This is a genomic window from Pseudomonas sp. BN505 (assembly GCF_029873175.1).
GTDB classification, from domain to species: Bacteria; Pseudomonadota; Gammaproteobacteria; order Pseudomonadales; family Pseudomonadaceae; genus Aquipseudomonas; species Aquipseudomonas putida.
The window spans coordinates 1-2,015 of sequence record NZ_SSOI01000019.1; the positions used below are offsets into that span (position 1 = coordinate 1).

The window sequence follows — 2,015 nt, forward strand, 5'->3', positions numbered from 1 at the left end:
TATGACTGTGAGAACCGGCTGGTGCGGGCCGAGACGTTGGTTAACGGCAAGCTCGAAAGCCAAGGTGAGTATCGGTACGACAGCCTTGGGCGGCGGGTGGCCAAGCAGGCGGAAATCAACGGCGAACTCGAACAGAAGCGCTTCCTCTGGCAGGGGCTGAGGATGCTGCGTGAGGAGACGCCTGGGCAGAGCATCTTGTACCTGTACGAGCCGGGTAGCTATGCGCCGTTGGCGCGGGTTGATCAGGTTGAAGGAGAAGGGCAGAAGGTTTACTACTTCCATACGGATCAGATTGGTACGCCGCTGGAACTGACGGACAGTGACGGGCAGATCGTTTGGCAGGCGACGTATCGGTCTTGGGGTTCGATAGAGCAATTGGTTGTCGATGATGTCGAACAAAATTTACGCTTCCAGGGGCAGTACTCAGATAATGAAACTGGACTGCAATATAATACTTTCAGGTACTACGACCCTGAAATAGGCCGTTTCAATAGCCAAGATCCCATCGGTATATTAGGTGGTTGCAATTTTTACGGCTACGCTAGCAACCCCATCAGTTGGGTAGATCCATGGGGGCTTTGTGCTGACAAGGACTGGGGCGCTTATTACTCGAGCAGGACGGGTACTCGCCCACCAGTTACCATGGAGAGACCTCATGCTCACCACATAGTATTCAAAGGTGAGTTCGCCCGCTCTCCTGCAATGCAGAAGGCGCTTGAGCGTAGTAGGGCTGTTCTCTCGAAGTATAAGATTGATCCCGTACATGATACATCTGCGATGATGTGGGCTGAAAACCAAGGCCACACCATTGCAAATGCAAGAATGGTAGCTAGTAAGCTGGAGGCTGCAGATAAAGTAATCATGGCGCAAGATATGTCTTTTAGTAAAGCTGTTGCTGCCATGAAAGGCGAGTTGCAAAAAATTGGTGTAGAAGTTTTTGGTGGATGAACAGGAGAGCGCAATGAATTGGCATGCATTAGAGAGCACAGCTTTAACCTTAGTTACGAAAGCTCTGCAAGATTTGAGTGCGGAACATCCGGATGAGCAGTTCTACGCTTGCGCGCTTTATACGGATAGTAGCGCTATGACCATGGCGGTCGCGGTTAATTCCGTTGAGGCACTCGAGGAGAAACTTGAGGGGGAAGGCGAAGAGGAGCGTGGAGAGCTGATGCCCTACTATAAGTGGGCTTCTTCGGAATGGAAATACGAGGGGTGGAAGGGGGAGTATTTCAAAGATGTTTGTAAGGACCTGAGAGAGGCAAGTGATCGAAGCGATATCTCACGTTTTAAAGAAAAGCTGCACTCACTCATGGTCAATATTTTAAGTTCTCTGCGGAGGGAAGGTTTCTTCGCATCCTTCAAGATTCAGGAGCCAATTCTCTTTGTCACCGTTACGGATGATGATAGTGCAGAAGAGCTTGAAAATAAAACAGCTGAACTTCTCAATTCTTCAGAAAAATATAACTATTTTATCAGAAGGTTTGATGGTTGAGCGCTGTTGCTGGGGCGCATAATGGCGGGCGGGCTTCACAAAATCGGGAACATAGTATCGAGCATTAACATTCGGCTTTGAATTTAGTGAGAGCGCTCACGGCCAGCTGAGCGCGGTGATCAACTGCAACGGCGACACCGTGCGCAGCTTCAGCTACGCCGACGGCCTGATGGTGACCCACAGCGACGCGCTGGGGCTGGGCTGCCACTACCGTTGGCAAACCCAGGGCGGCAAGCCGTGAGCTGCAAGTGCAGTACAACGCCGACCACCGCGTGGTCGCCAGCCGCGACTACGGTGGCGAGCGTTACACCATCGAGCTGGATGAGCAGGGCAACCGGCTCGCCTTCAAGTACGATGAATACGCCCGCCTGCTGGAAGAAACCGATCCACTGGGGCGCAAGATCCAGTACGAGTACCACCACCTGACTACGCTGGTGACCAAAGTCAGCTACCCGGATGGCAGCACCTGGCAGGCGCGCTACGACGACAAGGGCAACCTGCTCGCCGAAATCGATGCCCTCGG

General features: G+C 52.5%; 2 protein-coding genes and 1 pseudogene. All 3 read left to right on the plus strand.

The features are described 5' to 3' along the window. The coding region (locus E8E78_RS02950; RefSeq protein ID WP_280315068.1) for an RHS repeat-associated core domain-containing protein at positions 1-948 on the plus strand (948 nt) is incomplete at its 5' end. A 13-nt stretch (positions 949-961) separates the two neighbouring features. Beyond that, positions 962-1,492 (plus strand): DUF4303 domain-containing protein, encoded by a 531-nt coding sequence (locus E8E78_RS02955; protein WP_229610295.1) that lies wholly within the window; start codon positions 962-964, stop codon positions 1,490-1,492. Between the two features lie 97 nt (positions 1,493-1,589). Continuing rightward, positions 1,590-2,015: pseudogene (locus E8E78_RS02960) on the plus strand (RHS repeat domain-containing protein); the annotation flags it as partial.